At 74.9% G+C, this 16,598-nt stretch carries 15 protein-coding genes; 7 read left to right on the top strand and 8 right to left on the bottom strand.

Features of this window, described 5'->3' with window-relative positions; all coding sequences use genetic code 11:
* The first annotated feature begins 20 nt into the window (after positions 1–20).
* From icmF to BJ989_RS05335, 3 genes are all read left to right on the top strand, one after another.
* The gene (gene icmF / locus BJ989_RS05345) at positions 21–3,245 is read left to right on the top strand and encodes a fused isobutyryl-CoA mutase/GTPase IcmF (protein ID WP_179517313.1); all 3,225 of its coding nucleotides are present in this window, start codon (positions 21–23) and stop codon (positions 3,243–3,245) included.
* 84 nt (positions 3,246–3,329) lie between these two features.
* Positions 3,330–4,565 carry a fatty acid desaturase family protein gene (locus tag BJ989_RS05340; RefSeq protein WP_179517312.1) on the top strand — a complete coding sequence of 412 codons (1,236 nt, stop codon included), beginning with the start codon at positions 3,330–3,332 and terminating at the stop codon, positions 4,563–4,565.
* Positions 4,566–4,697: 132 nt separating this feature from the next.
* A complete protein-coding gene (locus BJ989_RS05335) occupies positions 4,698–5,513 on the top strand; it encodes a helical backbone metal receptor (RefSeq protein ID WP_179517311.1) in 816 nt (271 codons plus the stop codon).
* Here BJ989_RS05335 and BJ989_RS05330 read toward each other — a convergent pair.
* Positions 5,479–5,634, bottom strand: coding sequence for a hypothetical protein (locus BJ989_RS05330; protein WP_179517310.1), 156 nt, complete (start codon positions 5,632–5,634; stop codon positions 5,479–5,481). The genes BJ989_RS05335 and BJ989_RS05330 overlap by 35 nt on opposite strands.
* 225 nt (positions 5,635–5,859) lie before the next feature.
* Between BJ989_RS05330 and BJ989_RS05325 the strand changes: the two genes are divergently transcribed.
* Positions 5,860–6,789, top strand: coding sequence for a phosphotransferase (locus BJ989_RS05325; protein WP_179517309.1), 930 nt, complete (start codon positions 5,860–5,862; stop codon positions 6,787–6,789).
* A gap of 13 nt (positions 6,790–6,802) precedes the next feature.
* Here the strand turns inward: BJ989_RS05325 and BJ989_RS05320 are convergent, their stop codons facing one another.
* From BJ989_RS05320 to BJ989_RS05295, 6 genes are all read right to left on the bottom strand, one after another.
* Positions 6,803–7,813: an SDR family oxidoreductase gene (locus tag BJ989_RS05320; protein ID WP_179517308.1), complete on the bottom strand. Its 1,011-nt coding sequence runs from the start codon at positions 7,811–7,813 to the stop codon at positions 6,803–6,805.
* Positions 7,814–7,952: 139 nt separating this feature from the next.
* Complete coding sequence (locus tag BJ989_RS05315) at positions 7,953–8,723, bottom strand: enoyl-CoA hydratase-related protein (protein ID WP_179517307.1); 771 nt, start codon at positions 8,721–8,723, stop codon at positions 7,953–7,955.
* On the bottom strand, positions 8,720–9,649 hold the full coding sequence (locus tag BJ989_RS05310) for an alpha/beta hydrolase (protein ID WP_179517306.1): 930 nt from the start codon (positions 9,647–9,649) through the stop codon (positions 8,720–8,722). Before BJ989_RS05310 ends, BJ989_RS05315 begins: the two co-directional genes overlap by 4 nt.
* A 37-nt stretch (positions 9,650–9,686) precedes the next feature.
* Positions 9,687–10,610: a haloalkane dehalogenase gene (locus BJ989_RS05305; protein WP_179517305.1), complete on the bottom strand. Its 924-nt coding sequence runs from the start codon at positions 10,608–10,610 to the stop codon at positions 9,687–9,689.
* Positions 10,611–10,704: 94 nt separating this feature from the next.
* Positions 10,705–11,571, bottom strand: coding sequence for a hypothetical protein (locus BJ989_RS05300; protein WP_179517304.1), 867 nt, complete (start codon positions 11,569–11,571; stop codon positions 10,705–10,707).
* Between the two features lie 53 nt (positions 11,572–11,624).
* Positions 11,625–11,891: a hypothetical protein gene (locus BJ989_RS05295; RefSeq protein WP_179517303.1), complete on the bottom strand. Its 267-nt coding sequence runs from the start codon at positions 11,889–11,891 to the stop codon at positions 11,625–11,627.
* A 168-nt stretch (positions 11,892–12,059) separates the two neighbouring features.
* Here BJ989_RS05295 and galE point away from each other — a divergent pair, with 168 nt between their 5' ends.
* Both galE and BJ989_RS18665 read left to right on the top strand, forming a co-directional pair.
* Entirely contained in the window at positions 12,060–13,040 is a 981-nt protein-coding gene (gene galE, locus BJ989_RS05290; RefSeq protein WP_179517302.1) for a UDP-glucose 4-epimerase GalE, read from the top strand.
* 106 nt (positions 13,041–13,146) lie between these two features.
* A complete protein-coding gene (locus BJ989_RS18665) occupies positions 13,147–15,129 on the top strand; it encodes an ATP-binding protein (RefSeq protein ID WP_179517301.1) in 1,983 nt (660 codons plus the stop codon).
* On the opposite strand, the gene dtd is transcribed toward BJ989_RS18665, so the two are convergent.
* Positions 15,126–15,563, bottom strand: a complete 438-nt coding sequence (gene dtd, locus BJ989_RS05280; RefSeq protein ID WP_179517300.1) for a D-aminoacyl-tRNA deacylase — start codon at positions 15,561–15,563, stop codon at positions 15,126–15,128. The genes BJ989_RS18665 and dtd overlap by 4 nt on opposite strands.
* A gap of 59 nt (positions 15,564–15,622) precedes the next feature.
* On the opposite strand from dtd, the gene BJ989_RS05275 reads away from it, so the two are divergent.
* Positions 15,623–16,480 (top strand): beta-keto acid cleavage family enzyme, encoded by an 858-nt coding sequence (locus BJ989_RS05275; RefSeq protein ID WP_179517299.1) that lies wholly within the window; start codon positions 15,623–15,625, stop codon positions 16,478–16,480.
* Positions 16,481–16,598: the final 118 nt, after the last annotated feature.

Below are 16,598 nucleotides of genomic sequence, written 5' to 3'. Positions count from 1 at the left end.
GACGTCCTACCATCGAGGGCATGGCCGACCTGCACACGCCCGTCAACCCCGTCCGCCTCGTCACGGCGAGCAGCCTCTTCGACGGCCACGACGCCTCGATCAACATCATGCGGCGGATCTTCCAGAGCCAGGGCTGCGAGGTCGTGCACCTCGGCCACAACCGCTCGGTGCAGGAGGTCGTCGACGCCGCGCTCGAGGAGGACGTCCAGGGCGTGGCCGTCAGCTCCTACCAGGGCGGCCACATCGAGTACTTCGAGTACCTCAAGGAGTCGCTGCGCGCGCAGGGCGCCGACCACGTGCGCGTCGTCGGAGGCGGCGGGGGCGTGATCGTCCACGACGAGATCGAGCGGCTGCGCGCCGCCGGCGTCACGATCTTCTCCCCCGAGGACGGCCAGCGCATGGGCTTGGTCGGCATGGTCAACTCCGTCGTCCGCGACTGCGACTTCGACCTGTGGGAGGCCAAGCAGGTCGACGCCGAGGCGGTGCTCGCCGGCGACCGGTTCGCGATCGCGCGCGCGATCACCGGCGCGGAGCAGGGCCAGCTCCCCGACGAGGTCGTACGCCGGCTCCGCGAGGCCGCCGCGGCCCGCACGGTGCCGGTGCTCGGGCTGACCGGCACCGGCGGCTCGGGCAAGTCCAGCCTCACCGACGAGGTGGTGCGCCGCTTCCGCGTCGACCAGCAGGACAAGCTGCGCGTCGCGGTCGTCGCGGTCGACCCGACCCGCCGCAAGGGCGGCGGCGCGCTGCTCGGCGACCGGATCCGGATGAACTCCATCGACGGCGACCGGGTCTTCTTCCGCAGCCTCGCGACCCGCGGCGCCCACGAGGTGCCCGAGCACCTCGACGACGTGCTGACGGTGCTCAAGGCCGCGGGCTTCGACCTGGTCGTGGTGGAGACCCCCGGCATCGGCCAGGGCGACGCGGCGATCGTGCCCTTCGTCGACACCAGCCTCTACGTCATGACGCCGGAGTTCGGCGCCGCGAGCCAGCTCGAGAAGATCGACATGCTCGACTTCGCCGACGTGGTGGCGATCAACAAGTTCGAGCGCCGCGGCGCGAAGGACGCGCTGCGCGACGTCGGCCGGCAGATGGTGCGCAACCGCGAGGCCTTCGGCCAGCAGCCCGAGGACATGCCGGTCTTCGGCACCAGCGCCGCGACCTTCGACGACGACGGCGTCACCGCGCTCTACCAGCACCTGCGCGACCTGCTGGCCGAGCAGGGCCTGCCGGTCGCCGAGGGCACGCTCGCCCCGGTCGGCGTCAAGCACTCCTCCGGCATCCGGCAGGTCGTGCCCACCGAGCGGGTGCGCTACCTCGCCGAGATCACCGAGACCGTCCGCGCCTACCACGCGCGCACCGAGGAGCTGGCCGAGGCCGCGCGCCGGGTGCAGCGCCTCGAGGCGGTCAGCGCCGAGCTCGCCGACGGCGACCAGGGCGGCGTACCTGCCCTGCTCGAGGCCGCGCGCAAGCAGCTGCCGCACGAGGTCGCCGACCAGGTGGCCGCGTGGCCGTCGGTGGTGGAGGCCTACTCCGGCGACGAGCAGGTCGTGAAGGTCCGCGACCGCGAGATCGTCACGAAGCTGACCCGCGAGTCGCTGAGCGGCAACCAGGTGCGCCGCGTCTCGCTGCCGCGCTGGGAGGACCACGGCGAGCTCGTGCGCTTCTGGCGCCGCGAGAACCTCCCGGGCCACTTCCCCTTCACCGCCGGCGTCTTCCCCTTCAAGCGCGACGGCGAGGACCCGGCGCGGATGTTCGCCGGCGAGGGCGACCCCGCGCGCACCAACCGCCGCTTCAAGGTGCTCTCCGCCGAGGGCGAGGCCAAGCGCCTGTCGACCGCGTTCGACTCCGTCACCCTCTACGGTCGCGACCCCGACCCCCGCCCCGACGTCTACGGCAAGGTCGGCACCTCCGGCGTCTCGGTCGCGACGCTGGACGACATGAAGGTCCTCTACGACGGCTTCGACCTCACGGCGCCCAGCACCAGCGTGAGCATGACGATCAACGGCCCCGCGCCGACGGTCCTCGCCTTCTTCCTCAACACCGTGATCGACCAGGAGGTCGACACGTTCCGCGAGCGGGAGGGCCGCGAGCCGGGCGAGGAGGAGCGCGCGATGCTCGCCGCGCACGCGGTGGCGACCGTGCGCGGCACCGTGCAGGCCGACATCCTCAAGGAGGACCAGGGCCAGAACACCTGCCTGTTCTCCACCGAGTTCTCGCTGCGCTGCATGGCCGACATCCAGGAGTGGTTCATCGAGCACGGGGTGCGCAACTTCTACTCCGTGTCGATCTCCGGCTACCACATCGCCGAGGCCGGGGCGAACCCCATCAGCCAGCTCGCCTTCACCCTCGCCAACGGCTTCACCTACGTCGAGGCCTACCTCGCGCGCGGCATGGACATCGACGCCTTCGCGCCCAACCTGTCCTTCTTCTTCTCCAACGGCATGGACCCCGAGTACACCGTGCTCGGCCGCGTCGCCCGCCGGATCTGGGCGATCGCGATGAAGGAGAAGTACGGCGCGGGCGAGCGCAGCCAGAAGCTGAAGTACCACGTGCAGACGTCCGGTCGCTCGCTGCACGCGCAGGAGATGGACTTCAACGACATCCGCACCACGCTGCAGGCGCTGATCGCGATCTACGACAACGCCAACAGCCTGCACACCAACGCCTACGACGAGGCCGTGACCACCCCCAGCGAGGAGTCGGTGCGCCGCGCGCTGGCGATCCAGCTCATCATCAACCGCGAGTGGGGCCTGGCGATGAACGAGAACCCGCTGCAGGGCTCCTTCGTCGTCGACGAGCTCACCGACCTCGTCGAGGCGGCCGTGCTGGCGGAGTTCGACCGCATCAACGAGCGCGGCGGCGTGCTCGGCGCGATGGAGACCGGCTACCAGCGCGGCCGCATCCAGGACGAGTCGATGCTCTACGAGCACCGCAAGCACGACGGGTCGCTGCCGATCATCGGCGTCAACACCTTCCGCCGCCCCGACGCCGGCGACGGCACCCCCGAGAAGATCGAGCTCGCCCGCGCCACGGAGGCCGAGAAGGAGTCGCAGCTGCGCCGCACCCGGGAGTTCCAGGACGCCCACCGCGACGAGGCGGCGGCCGCCCTCGCCCGCCTCAAGCAGGCCGCGACCAGCGGCGAGAACGTCTTCGCCGTGCTGATGGACGCCGCCCGCGTCTGCACCCTCGGCCAGGTCACCGAGGCGTTCTTCGAGGTGGGCGGGCAGTACCGCCGCAACGTGTGAGGCCGTGCCCCCTGGGACCCCGTGCGCTGTCCACGCCACACCCCGGGTGCGCGTGCCGGTGCCGGCATCGGGTTACCTGACCGCATGACCTCCACGACGTACGCCGCCCCTTCGCAGGCGGGCACCGCACCGTCCGCGGGTGTGCGGACGCACGCCCAGGGCGGGCCGACCGCCCACCTCACCGAGGCCGACGTGGCCGAGCTCGGCCGCGAGCTGGACGCGATCCGGCAGTCGGTGCTGGACTCCCGCGGCGCGCGGGACGCGGCGTACATCCGTCGCGTCATCCTCGCCCAACGGCTGCTCGAGCTGAGCGGGCGCGTGGTGCTGATGACGGGCAGCCGGCGGCGGCCGGCGTGGCTCGCGGGCACCGCGATGCTCGCGACCGCGAAGGTGCTCGACAACATGGAGATCGGGCACAACGTGCTCCACGGGCAGTGGGACTGGATGCGCGACCCGAAGATCCACTCGACCACCTGGGACTGGGACCACGCCTCTCCCACCGAGCAGTGGCAGGAGTCGCACAACCAGCGCCACCACACCTACACGAACATCATCGGCGAGGACAACGACCTCGGCTACGGCATCATGCGCGTCGACGAGGACCAGCCGTGGAAGCCGCGCTACCTCGTGCAGCCGGTCTGGAACTTCGTCAACGCGTGCCTCTTCGAGTGGGGCATCGCGATGTACGACATGGAGCTCGGCGAGCACCTGCGCGAGGGCAAGGGCATGACCCCCGAGCTGCGCAGCCGGCTGCGCGGCACGCTGCGCAAGGCCGGCAAGCAGGTCACGAAGGACTACGTCGTGCACCCGGCGCTGTCGGGGCGCGGCGCCCGTTCCACCCTCACCGCCAACGCGACCGCCAACCTCGTGCGCAACCTGTGGTCGCACTCGATCATCATGTGCGGGCACTTCCCCGAGGGTGTCGAGGCCTTCGAGCTCGACGAGCTGCCCGAGACCGAGACCCGCGGCGAGTGGTACCTCCGCCAGATGCTCGGCTCGGCCAACATCTCCGGCGGCCCGCTGCTGCACCTGCTCGCGGGCAACCTGTCGCACCAGGTCGAGCACCACCTCTTCCCCGACCTGCCCAGCAACCGCTACGCCGAGATCGCGCCGCAGGTGCGCGCGCTCTTCGAGCGCTACGGCCTGGACTACAACGCCCGCCCGCTCGTGCCGCAGGTCGGCAGCGCCTGGCACAAGGTGCTGCGGCTCTCGCTGCCCGACGGCTGGCTCGCCGAGACGCACCGCGGCAACGTCGGCTCCCAGCTGCGCCGGCTCGCGCACATGGTGCGCGCCGGCCGGCAGCTGCCGGCGCCCGCCTGAGGTCCTCACGCGGGGGCGCCGTGGTCACCCTGGCGTGCGTCATGCGCAGGCGACGCGATCGCGTGCAGACCGCATGACGCTCGCGCAGGGCCCTCCCCCGCCCGACCCCGTGCGTCATACGCTCCGGACGCCATGACCTCGCCTCCGCATGACGCTCCGCCGGGCCCCAGGAGGGACGGCGACCCCGCCGACGACCTCGGCCACCCGTACGCCGGTGCGCGGCCGGCGCAGCGCGTCGTCTCGCTGGTCCCGTCGCTGACGGAGGCGATCGCGAGCGTGCGCCCCGAGGCCCTGGTCGCGGCGACGCAGTGGTGCACCCACCCGGGCGACCTCGACGTCCCCCGCGTGCGCGGGACGAAGAACCCCGACACGAAGGCGATCGCGGCGCTCGCGCCCGACCTCGTCGTGGCCAACAAGGAGGAGAACCGCGAGCTCGACGTGCGGAGGCTGCGGGACGCCGGCGTGCCGGTGTGGGTCACCGACGTCGAGACCGTGCCCCAGGGCGTCGCGGCGATCGAGCGGCTCTTCGACGACGCGCTCGGCTGGGAGCGGCCGGCGTGGCTCGCCGAGGCGCGACGGCTGTGGTGCGGTCCGGTGCCACCGGTGTCGCGCCGGGTGGCCGTCGCGATCTGGCGCGACCCGTGGATGGTGGTCGGCGGGCGCACCTTCACCGGTGACCTGGTGCGCCGGCTCGGGTGGGACAACGTCTTCGCGGACCGCCCCGAGCGCTACCCCGCGGTCGACCTCGCCGACCTCGACGCAGCCGGCGCCGACGCGGTGCTGCTGCCCGACGAGCCCTACGTCTTCACGGCCGACGACGGCCCGGAGGCCTTCGCGCGCACCCCGACCGAGCTCGTGAGCGGGCGGCTCCTGACGTGGTACGGGCCCTCGCTCCTCGACGCCGCCCGCCTGCTCAGCGCAGCAGTGGAGCCGACGCCACGAGGCTGAAGGCCATCACCACGGCGCCGAAGAAGAGCAGCGTCAGGAGCTGCTCGGCCTGGGCTCGGCGGCTGAGCGTCGCGTAGCGACGTCGTGCCCGGTTGCGGTGCGGAGCGTGCAGGTGCGTCATGTGGGCCCTCCCCCGAAGGTCGTCGTCCCAGGTTGCACCCGCGACGGTGGCAGTGCAAGGACCCCGCTGCCCGTGTCCCCAACCTGCCACGCGCGCCCGTGCAGGCCGACGGCGGGCACCTCACGTCGCTCTCACGCCCACCTCATCTGCGCCCGCCACGCTCCTCGCGCGCGACCACCACGATCCCCTCGACCCGCCGAGGCCGAGGCAGTCGGCGTCGACCGGGTGCGCGACGCGTGGCTGCACGACGTGCTCGGGCCCTGCACGGTCGTGGCCGACCTGACCCGCCAGGTCGGCAGCGTCGTCGAGGTGCACGACCGCCACGGCACACCGTGGGTGGTGAAGGCCGCCCCGACCCCGGGGGCGTTCGACCGCGAGCAGCACGCGTACGCCGTGTGGGTGCCGCACCTGGCCGACCAGGCGCCGCGACTGCTCGCCGCCCACCGCGACTCGCGGACGCTCGTCCTCGAGCGCGTGCCCGGCGAGGCCGACTGGACCTGGGACCCCGCCCGGCACCGCGAGGCCGGGCAGCTGCTGCGCCGCCTGCACGACGCACCTCCGGGCGGGTCGCCCGGCGAGGCGCACGCCGAGGCGCCCGGGGTCGGGCTCGGCCGGCTGATGCACAGCCGGCTCGACGCGGCGCTGCGCCGGAAGCCGGCAGGCACGACGGTCGACCCGGCGCTCGTGGCAGCGGCCGAGCGGGCCGTCGGGACGCTGAAGCGCGAGCACGCCGACCTCCCCCGCGTGCCGGTCCACGGCGACTTCGGCGGCCACAACTGGGCGCGCGGGCCCGACCGGCTCCGCGTGATCGACTTCGCCGACGCGCGCCTCGCCCCGGCCGCACTCGACTTCGCGCGGCTGTGGGTCGGCCCGTGGTGCGAGCGGCCCGACCTCGCGGACGCGTTCTTCGAGGGCTACGGCCGGCCGATGACCGCGCAGGAGCACGAGGCCGTGCGCCTGCAGCTGCCCGTCTTCGCGCTCAGCCTGGTCTCGCACGGCGCGCGCCACGGCGACCGCGAGATGGAGCGGCGCGGCCGCCACCGCCTCGCCCGGGCCGTGCAGGGCGCCGACCACACGGCGTACCCCACCGGCCCCCGCGGCCTGTGGTGGGCGGCGCGGCGCGCCCGCGACCGCCGCCGCTTCGCCCGCTCCTGACCGCTCCGCGGGGTCAGCTGCGGCGGGTCACCGCGGCGGCACCGACGGCCGCGAGCGCCGCGAGGCCGAGACCGCGCCGGTGCCGGGACGCCACCGCCTGGACCGACCGCCCGTGGGCGACGTCGTCGAAGGCGCCGTGCGCGCCGCGGTCGCTGCCCGGCTCGTCGTCGAGGGGCTCGAAGAGGTTGTCGGGTCGCGACCGGTCGCGCGGCTCACCGGTCTGCTGGTCGTCGACGCCGGTGCGGGCGAGGTAGCGGTCGAGCAGTCCGGGCGCGAAGCGACCGCCGAGGATGGTGCCGACGGTGGCGGCGCCGACCCAGTACTCCCGCCGCTGCGGGTGGTCGGCCGCCCACACCACGGCCTTCGCCGCGACCTCGGGCTGGTAGATCGGCGGCACCGGCTGCGCCTCCTCCGGCAGCCGCGAGCGCACCCAGCGGAACTGCGGGGTGTTGACCGCCGGCATCTGCACGAGGCTGGCGCGCACCGCGCTCCCCTCGTGGCGCAGCTCGGCGAGCAGCGAGTCGTGGAAACCGCACAGCGCGTGCTTGGCCCCGCAGTAGGCGCTCTGCATCGGGATGCCCCGTCGCCCGAGGGCGGAGCCGACCTGCACGACCACGCCGCGGTCGCGCGGGCGCATGTGCTTCAGCGCGGCGCGGGTGCCGTTGACGAAGCCCAGGTAGGTCACCTCGGTGACCCGCTCGAACTCGTCGGGCTCGATCTCCCAGAAGGGCGCGAAGACTGACGTGAAGGCGCTGTTGACCCACACGTCGACGGGTCCGAGCGTGCGCTCGACCTCGTCGGCGACCCGCTCGACCGCGGCGGCGTCCGCGACGTCGACGGTCCACCACGCGGCCCGGCCGCCGGCCTCGCGGATCTCCTGCGCCGCGGCCTCGAGGCCGCCCTGGCCGCGCGCCAGCAGCGCGACGGTGTCGCCGCGCGCGGCGAAGGCCCGCGCGCTCGCCCGTCCGATCCCGGCGCTCGCGCCGGTCACCACCACCACCCGGTTCGTACGTCGTCTCCGCATGGCGGTCCGGTAACCAGCGACCCCGCTCCGCACCCGCCCCGGCCGCGATCCCCAGCGACTTCTCAGCCTGCGCGGCCGCCGCAGGGGTCGTCACCGTGGGGACGCGCCCGGGCGCGTCGTGGCGGTGCCGACCCGCGCCTCAGCCTCGGAAGGTCGGCTCCACCTTGGCCACGAACGCCCGCACGCCCTCGGCGAAGTCGGCACCGGTGTAGACCTCGCGCAGCCGCTCCTCGTCGTCGGCCGGCGCGGCCTCGGCGACCCGCGCGCGGGCGAGCAGCTGCTGCTTGGTCGCCCGGATGGTGACCGGCGAGGCCTGCAGCAGCCCCGCCACGAGCGTCTCGAGCTCGGCGTCGAGCGCTGCGGCGTCGTCGACGACGGCGAGCAGCGCCCCCACGGCGTACGCGCGGACGGCGGTGGTGAGGCGCGAGGTCAGCAGCATCTCGCGGGTCAGCGACTCGCCGAAGACCGCGGCGCAGCGGTAGACGACCGAGGCCGAGAGCGCGTTGCCGAGCGTGCGTGCGATCGGGTAGCCGAAGCGGGAGTGGGCGGTCGCGACGCGCAGGTCGCAGTGGGTCGCGACCGCGAGGCCGCCGCCGACGCAGACGCCGTCGATCGCCGCGACCGTGACCTGCGGCAGCTCGGCGAGGCCCTGCAGCATCGAGCGGATCCACGCCTCGTAGGCGGGCGCGTCGGCGTCGACGAAGTCGCTGATCTCGTTGCCGGCCGCGAAGGCCCGCCCGCCGGCGCCGCGCAGCACCACCACGCGGGCCTCGGCGTCCGCGCGGAGGTCGGAGCAGAGGTCACGCAGGCCGGCGTACATCGCCTTCGTGAACGCGTTGTGGCGCTCGGGTCGGTCGAAGACGACGTGGACGACCGCGCCGTCGCGCGTGACCCGCAGGTGCTCACTCACCGGTGGAGCAGGGCGCGGAAGCGGCGGTTCATGTCCGCCACGGCGTCGGCGGCGGCCGGGCTCCACAGCCCCATGTCGACGAAGCCGTGCACCAGTCCGTCGTAGCGCACGACGTCGACCTCGGTGCCGGCCCCGGCGAGGGCGGCGGCGTAGGCCTCGCCCTCGTCGCGCAGCGGGTCGTACTCGGCGGTGGCGACGACGGCCGGCGGCTGGCCCTCGAGCGCGCCGTGCAGCGGGGAGTGCCGCGGGTCGTCGGCCTGCACGTCGGCGACGCCCTCGAGGTAGCGGCCGGCGAACCACTCCATCGTCGGCATGTCGAGGAAGTAGCCCTCGCGGTTGTCGACGCGCGACTGGTAGCTGCCGAACATGTCGACGGCCGGGTAGGTCAGCAGCTGGGCAGCGACGCGCCCCGGCAGCGCCTGGGCCACGACCGCGGCGAGGTTGCCGCCGGCCGAGTCGCCGGCCACGCCCAGCACGTCGCTGCCGCCGAGCTCGCCGAGGTGCGCCGAGACCCACTCCGCCGCGGCGACGGCGTCGTCCACCGCAGCCGGGAAGGGGTGCTCGGGCGCGAGGCGGTAGTCGACGGCGACGACGACGGCCTGCGCGTCGTTGGCCAGCCGCCGGCAGGTCTGGTCGTGGGTGTCGAGGTCACCGATCACGAAGCCGCCGCCGTGCAGGTGCAGCACCGTCGGGAGCGGGCCGGTCCCGCCGTCGGGGCGAGCAGGGCGGTAGACGCGCGCCGCCATCCCCGCCACCTCGGTCTCCTCGACCGACTCCACGGCCACGACCTGGTCGGGCTGCCCCGCGTCGCAGGTCATGGCGCGGAAGCCCTTGCGGGCGTCCTCGGGGGTGCCCTCGTGCATCGGCGGGTAGCCCGCCTGGTCCACGAAGTCGAGCAGGGCCTGGGTGGCGGGATCGACCGGCATGCGCGTCACCCTAGCCGCGGCGCGGTGCCGCGCCGCGTCAGCCGCGGGACGGGCCGGCGAGCCCCGCGACCTCCAGCACGAAGCGCGCCAGCTCGGGCCCGACGTCCTCCTGCAGGAAGTGCCCGCCGCCGGCCACCGTGGTGTGCGCGACGCCCTGCGCACCCGGGACCAGCGTGCGGAAGGGCGCCTCGCCGCCGCGGGTGATCGGGTCGCCGTCGGAGAAGGCGGTGTGGAAGGGCTTGTCGAAGCGCGCCAGCGACTCCCACGCGCGGCGCTGGTCGGCGGCCGCCGGGTCGTCGGGGCTCGCGGGCACGAGGGTGGGGAAGACGCGCGCGCCGGCCTTGTAGGTGTCGTCGGGGAAGGGCGCGTCGTAGGCGGCCTGCACCGCGGGGGCCGGCGGCGTCGCGCAGCCCATGGCGACGATCGCGCTGACGGAGAAGTCCTCGACCGTCTGGCTGAAGGTGCGCCACTGCTCGAAGGCCTCGCTCATGCGCTGGTCGCCGGTCGGCAGCCCGGTGTTGGCCGCGACCACGCGCGCGAAGCGGTCGGGGTGCTCGGCGACGAGCCGCAGCCCGACCAGCCCGCCCCAGTCCTGGCAGACCAAGGTCGCCTCGCGCAGGTCGAGGTGGTCGAAGAGCGCCTCGCGCATCCACCCGACGTGGCGCGCGTAGGTGTAGTCGGTGCGCTCGGTCGGCTTGTCGGACCGCCCGAAGCCGACCAGGTCGGGCGCCACGACGCGCATCCCGCCCTCGAGCAGGACCGGCACCATCCGGCGGTAGAGGAAGGACCACGTCGGCTCCCCGTGCATCAGCAGCGCCACCGGCGCGTCGGCCGGCCCCTCGTCGACCACGGCGACGCGCAGCCGCCCGCCCTCGGTGTCGTCCACCTCGACGTACGTCGGGTCGTAGGAGAAGTCGGGCAGGTCGCGGAAGCGGTCGTCGGGGGTGCGCAGGCTCTCCATGGCGCCGAACCTAACGGCTCCCGGCCCGGCCGCGGGTGAGGTGTTACCGGCCGGTACGTCGGACGTCCGGCGCCGGCGGGCGGGTCCGCCCAGGTCAGGAGGCCCGGCGACCTCGAACGTCCGACGTACCTGCCAGTAGGACCACGTCGGCGAGGACGCCGCGGACGTAGGCGGGCCGCTCCATCGCGTCCCGCCACCCCACCCGCACCAGGCGCCACCCGCTCCGGACCAGAGCGGTGTGGCGCCGCAGGTCGAGCGCGAAGGCCTCGGGGTCGGTGTGGAACGCGTAAGAGTCGCACTCGACGACGATGCGCAGGCGGCGGTCGGCCAGGTCGACCCGTCCGACGCCGTCCACGTGCACCTGCGGCTCGAGCTGCAGCCCCGGCACCGGGAGAGCGATCGCCCGGGTGACGGACTCGAAGGGGTTGGCCGCCCGCCCGTCCGCGGCCCGCACCACCGCGAGCGCGCGCGACCGGCCGGTGCGGGGCAGCGCCCGGGCGGCGTCGAGCAGGTCGGCGAGGGGCACGCCGCCGCGGAGCGCCGAGTCGGCAGCGCAGAGGGCTTCGTCGAAGGGGAGCCACCGCGCGCAGTCGGCGACGGCTCCGGCCACGGACCTGACGCCCGCGGCGGCCTCCGCGGCCGTGACGGCGCCTCGCCGCACGTGCAGCGGCCCGGGCGGCCGACGCGCGCGCGGCGGCACGAGCAGCCAGGGCCGGCTCGGCGCGTGCTTGAGCTGCAGGCCGTGGTGCATCGCCGCGCTCGGCCCGCTCAGCACGGCACCCGAGGACAGGGCGCGGGCCACGGCGAGGTGCGGCGAGGGCAGCGCGTAGACGTCGCGCCGCAACCGGACCACGGTGCCGTCGACCAGCGCCGCGCGGACGGCGCGGCGTGAGCACGCGGCGTACAGCTCGGTCGTGGACGCGGAACCTCCGAGCTGGGCGAGCGCCTGCGCCGGGTCCACCCGACGCAGCCTGCCGCGTCAGCAGGGAGCGTGGCGGCGCCCCTCCACAGGGCTCAGGCGGCGCGCTGGGCGCGGTGGCGCGGGGGCTCGCGGTGGCCGGCGCGGAGCAGGCGGGCGAGGGCGCAGCGGGCCCGCATCGACGCGGCGTACGCCGCTCGGGCCGGTCGCAGGGACCTCGCGGTCGTGCGGCCGGGGCGCTCGCCGGTCGGCAGCGCGACGATGTCGGCGAGGGGGGCGGCGAGGGGGGCGGCGGGGCCGCCGGTCGTGGGTGCGGCCCAGCCGGCGGGGTCGTCGGGGGTGGCCACCGTGAGGCGGAGCATGGGGGTCCTCCTGTCCTGCGACGGACCCCACGGTCCGTGCTGCGCGACGGACCAGTACCCGCCGGGCCCCGTCGCATGCGCCGGGTGCGCGGCGTCACCCCCGCTAAGGTGAGCCGCCGACCGCGGGCCTCCCGGAGCCTGCGGCGAGACGCCTGACGAGGGAGACGCATGAGCTGGCTGGTGACGGGCGGAGCGGGCTACATCGGCTCGCACGTGGTGCGCGCGCTGCGCGAGGCCGAGATGGAGGTCGTCGTGCTCGACGACCTGTCGACGGGCTTCGAGCAGTTCCTGCCGCCGGGTGTCGCCTTCGAGCACGGCAGCGTGCTCGACGCCAAGCTGGTCGACCACACGCTGCACGAGCACGACGTCGACGGGGTCATCCACGTCGCAGGGTTCAAGTACGCCGGGGTCTCGGTCGAGCGTCCGCTGCACACCTACGAGCAGAACGTCTCCGCCATGGTCACGCTGCTCAAGTGCATGGAGGCGGTCGGCGCCGACAAGCTCGTCTTCTCCTCCAGCGCCGCCACCTTCGGCACGCCCGACGTCGACCTCGTGACCGAGGAGACGCCGACGATGCCGGAGTCGCCGTACGGCGAGACGAAGCTGATCGGCGAGTGGATGCTGCGCGCGGCCGGTGCCGCGACCGGGCTGAAGCACACCAGCCTGCGCTACTTCAACGTCGTCGGCTCGGGCACCGACGACCTCTTCGACGCCAGCCCGCACAACCTCTTCCCCTTGGTCTTCGACATGCTGCTGCGCGGCGACACGCCCCGCATCAACGGCGACGACTACCCCACGCCCGACGGCACCTGCGTGCGCGACTACATCCACGTCGCCGACCTCGCGCAGGCCCACGTCGCCGCGGCGCAGCGGCTGGCCTCGGGCGAGTCGGTCGAGCGCGTCTACAACCTCGGCTCCGGCGGCGGCACGTCGGTGCGCCAGATCATGGACACCGTGCGCGAGGTGACCGGCATCGACTTCGAGCCGACCATCGCGCCGCGCCGCGCCGGCGACCCCGCCCGCATCGTGGCCTCCGGCGAGCTCGCCGCCCGCGACCTCGGGTGGGAGATGCGGCACTCGCTGCGCGACATGGTCGAGTCCGCCTGGCGCGCGCGGCAGGCGGCGGGGGCGGCCTACCCCGCGCGCTGACCCGGCCGCCGCCGACCCGCCGCCGCCGACCTGGGCCGAACCCGCCCGCCGAGGCCTCTGCGTCCCTACCCTGGACCCGGGGAGCTCGGAAGGCGGGAGACGCGTCGTGGTGGTGCACGAGCGGTCCGGCGCGCCCGTGGTCGACCCCGGCGTGGTCGACCCCGGCGTGGTCGACCCCGGCGTGGTCGACCCCGGCGTGGCCGACCCGGCGACCGCCGACCCGGCCGAGTCGCTGCGCTCGCTGCACCGCATCGTCGGCCTGCTGAACGAGGACCACGACACCGCCACCGTGCTGCAGCTGGTGGTCGACGGCGTGACGGCAGCCGCCGGCTTCCGGCTGGCGGCGTGCAACCTCGTGCGCGGTGACGGCTCGCTCGAGGTGGTCGCGGTCGCGGGCAGCGAGGAGCTGCGCGCCGAGCTGCTCGGCGCCCGCTGGTCGCGCGCCGAGCTCGACGCCGACTACGCCGTGGCCGAGCGCTGGGGCACGCTGCGCTTCGTGCCGGCCGGGCACTCGACCGCGACGACGGCCGTCTACGTGAGCGACCACCCGGTGCTCGACCGGCCCGACGCCTGGCAGCGCGACGACATGCTCTTCGCGCCGCTGTGCTCACCGACGGGCGAGGTGCTCGGGGTGCTCTCGGTCGACCTGCCGCTCGACGGGGTGCGCCCCGGGCCCGAGCGGCGCGAGCTGCTCGAGGTCTACGCCACCCACGCCGGCATCGCGCTCAACCACGCCCAGCAGCGCGAGCGGCTGCGCGAGCGGCTCCGGCTCGAGCGGGCCACCCGGGCGGTGCTGGAGCAGAGCTCGCGCCTCGACACCGCGAAGGTGGTCGATCGCAGCGCCGACCTCATCACCGACGCGCTCGGCTGCGAGGTGGTGTGGCTGCAGGTCTTCGACGACGAGGAGGCCGGCCCCGGGCGCCGCGCCGTGGGGTCGCGCCACGGCAGCCGCCTCGCGGGCGTCGACCTGGCCGCACTGGTCCCCGCCGACGGCAGCGAGCTGGCGGTGCTCACCGAGCGCACCGCGCGACGGTCGTGGGTGCAGGGCACCTGGGCGTTCGTCGGCGACGACCGGACCGCCGCGGTGCCCGGGGTGCCCGACGAGGTGCGGCACCGCGTCCTGCAGGCCATCGAGCCGCTCGGGGGCGACGCGGTCGTGGTGGTGCCGGTCGGCGCCGGCGCCGACTGCCTCGGCTGCCTGGTCCTGATGCGCCGCCGGGACGACCCCGCCTGGACCACCGCGGAGCTCCAGTCGGCACGCCAGCTCGGGCGCGACGTGGGCCGGGCCGTCGCCCACGCCCGGTTGTTCGAGCGTGAGTCGCGGCTGCGCACCGACCTCGAGGACCTCGACCGCTACAAGAGCGCGCTGATCGGCACCATCTGCCACGAGCTCCGCACCCCGCTCACCTCCATCAGCGGCCACGCGCAGCTCGTCGACGAGCTGCTCGAGCGCGAGGCGCCGCGCAGCCGCGAGGCGCTCGAGCGCAACGTCGCGCGCATGGTCACCCTCGTCGACGACCTGCTGGTGCTGGCGCAGGTCGGCGACCCCCGGCAGGAGGTCGTGCCGCAGCCGGTCGACCTGCTGCGCACCCTCCACGACGCCCTCGACCCGGTCCAGGTGACCGCCGACGCGCGCAGGGTGACGGTGGAGGCGCCCGCTGCTCCCCCGGCGGTCGGGGCGGGCGTGACGGCGACCGGCGCGCCGGGCGGCGACGGGACGGCGTACGTCGTGGCGGGCGACCCCGTCGAGCTCGAGCGGGCGCTGGTCAACCTGGTCGGCAACGCCGTGAAGTACTCCGACGACGGCGGCCGGGTCACCCTCTCGCTCGCGCGGCGCGAGGGCCCCGACGGGCCGGTGGTCGTCTTCACCTGCACCGACCGCGGCATCGGCATCGCGCCGGCGGACCAGGAGCAGCTGTTCACGGAGTTCTTCCGCTCCGGCGACCCGGCCGCGCGGGCGCGCCCCGGCACGGGGCTCGGCCTGGCCATCGTCGCGCGCATCGCCGAGCGCCACGGCGGGCGGGTCTCGGTGCGGTCCCGGCTCGGGGAGGGCAGCACCTTCGAGCTCGAGCTGCCGGCTGCGCCCTAGGGCGTCTCGAGCAGCAGCGTGACCGGCCCGTCGTTGGTGCTGCTCACCTGCATGTCGGCGCCGAAGACGCCGGTCTCGACGCGCGCGCCGAGCCGCCGCAGCTCCGCGACGACCGCGTCGACCAGCGGCTCGCTGACCGGCCGGGGCGCCGCGGCCGCCCAGGTGGGTCGGCGGCCCTTGCGGGCGTCGCCGTAGAGCGTGAACTGGCTGACCACGAGCACCGGCGCGCCGACCTCGGAGGCCGAGCGCTCGTCGCGCAGCAGCCGCGTCTCCCACACCTTGCGCGCGGTCCAGGCGACCTCGGCGTCGCCGTCGTCGTGGGTGACGCCGAGGTAGACGAGCAGGCCCGGGCCGTCACCGGGCGCGACCGCGCCGACGACCTTCCCGTCGACCCGCACCTCGGCCGCAAGGACTCGCTGCACGACGGCTCGCACGCGGAAGATCTCCTGTCCCTCGGTGTCGCCGGACGTCCGGAGTCTGCCACCATGCCGCCATGACCGCCGCGCCTGCCGTGCCCGCCGACCGCCTGCTCGTCACCGTCGCGCCGACGGGCGCGGAGACGAGCAAGGCCGACTGCCCGCAGCTGCCGACCACGCTCGAGGAGCTCGTCGCGGCGGCGCAGGAGTGCGAGGCCGCCGGTGCGGCGGTGGTGCACGTGCACGTGCGCGACGCCGACCACGCGCCGACCCTCGACGCGGGGCTGCTGCGCGAGACGGTCGCGGCGCTGAAGCAGTCGACCGGACTGGTGGTGCAGCTCTCGACCGGCGGCTCGGTGCACGATCCGCTCGAGCAGCGGCTGCGCGTGCTCGACGCCGAGCCCGACTCGTGCAGCATCACGATGGGCACGACCAACTTCGGCGACGACGTCTTCGCCAACCCGTGGCCCTTCGTCTGCGAGCTCTACCAGCAGGCGCAGGAGCGCGGGGTGGCCCCGGAGTTCGAGCTCTTCGACCTCGGTCACGTGCACGCGCTGGGTCGGCTGCTCGACCGCTACGGCCTGCCGGTGGGCGACCGCGTCCACTGCGACCTGGTGATGGGGGTGCCCGGCGGCATGCCCGGCACGGCACCCGCGATGGTGGCTGCCGTCGCCGCGCTGCCGGCGCAGGTGACCTCGTGGGCGGCGACCGGCATCGGCCGCTCCACCCTGCCCGTCGCGCTCGCCGCGCTGTCGATGGGCGCCCACCTGCGCGTCGGCATGGAGGACGTGCTGACCTTGCGCCGCGGCGTACCCGTCGACTCCAACGCCCAGCTCGTCGAGCGCGCCGTCGAGCTCGGCCGCCTCGCCCAGCGCGTCCCCGCCTCCCCCGCCGAGGCCCGCACCCTCCTCGGCCTCCCCCCGGCCGCAGTGTGACGCGGGGCCGCCCGCGACCCGCCAGCTTGTAACGCGCCGTTGCGCGCACTGGTCCACCCACTCGACGGGGGTCGGAGCGCTACCGACGGCGCGTTGCATGCGGCCGGCCGCCGCCAGC

Source organism: Nocardioides perillae (assembly GCF_013409425.1).
Lineage (GTDB): Bacteria > Actinomycetota > Actinomycetes > Propionibacteriales > Nocardioidaceae > Nocardioides > Nocardioides perillae.
The sequence above is the reverse complement of the archived record's forward strand: the minus strand, read 5'-3'. Positions and strand labels throughout refer to the sequence as shown.

Bases quoted from the DNA above. Each gene is read 5' to 3' on its own strand.
- BJ989_RS05310 (WP_179517306.1), bottom strand. From the start codon at position 9,649: ATGCCGGTCGATCCCGCCACCCAGGCCCTGCTCGACTTCGTGGACCAG.
- BJ989_RS05275 (WP_179517299.1), top strand. From the start codon at position 15,623: ATGACCGCCGCGCCTGCCGTGCCCGCCGACCGCCTGCTCGTCACCGTC.
- BJ989_RS05305 (WP_179517305.1), bottom strand. From the start codon at position 10,610: ATGGAGAGCCTGCGCACCCCCGACGACCGCTTCCGCGACCTGCCCGAC.
- BJ989_RS05335 (WP_179517311.1), top strand. From the start codon at position 4,698: ATGACCTCGCCTCCGCATGACGCTCCGCCGGGCCCCAGGAGGGACGGC.
- BJ989_RS05340 (WP_179517312.1), top strand. From the start codon at position 3,330: ATGACCTCCACGACGTACGCCGCCCCTTCGCAGGCGGGCACCGCACCG.
- icmF (WP_179517313.1), top strand. From the start codon at position 21: ATGGCCGACCTGCACACGCCCGTCAACCCCGTCCGCCTCGTCACGGCG.
- BJ989_RS05330 (WP_179517310.1), bottom strand. From the start codon at position 5,634: ATGACGCACCTGCACGCTCCGCACCGCAACCGGGCACGACGTCGCTAC.
- galE (WP_179517302.1), top strand. From the start codon at position 12,060: ATGAGCTGGCTGGTGACGGGCGGAGCGGGCTACATCGGCTCGCACGTG.
- BJ989_RS05320 (WP_179517308.1), bottom strand. From the start codon at position 7,813: ATGCGGAGACGACGTACGAACCGGGTGGTGGTGGTGACCGGCGCGAGC.
- BJ989_RS05295 (WP_179517303.1), bottom strand. From the start codon at position 11,891: ATGCTCCGCCTCACGGTGGCCACCCCCGACGACCCCGCCGGCTGGGCC.